This is a genomic window from Bacillus sp. SIMBA_005 (genome assembly GCF_046535585.1).
Lineage (GTDB): Bacteria > Bacillota > Bacilli > Bacillales > Bacillaceae > Bacillus > Bacillus pumilus.
Map to the genome: position 1 here is coordinate 1 of NZ_JAWRWI010000229.1, position 290 is coordinate 290.

The window sequence follows — 290 nt, forward strand, 5'->3', positions numbered from 1 at the left end:
TTAACTATGAATACACAACTGATGGGTGAGCGTATTCGCGCTCGCAGAAAAGAACTCAAGATTAGGCAGGCTGCCCTTGGCAAGATGGTTGGCGTGTCTAATGTTGCTATTTCCCAATGGGAGCGATCTGAAACTGAGCCCAATGGCGAAAACCTATTGGCCTTAGCCAAGGCTTTGCAGTGCTCCCCTGATTACCTGTTGAAAGGAGAGGATAGTCTTTCAAACATTGCCTATCACAGCAGGCATGATCCAAGAGGTTCGTATCCTCTAATTAGTTGGGTAAGCGCAGG

Annotated in this window: 1 protein-coding gene; it reads left to right on the forward strand. The window is 47.6% G+C overall.

The features are described from left to right. A partial coding sequence (locus SB660_RS19890) for a helix-turn-helix domain-containing protein (protein WP_410583999.1) occupies positions 1 to 290 on the forward strand: 290 nt, incomplete at both ends.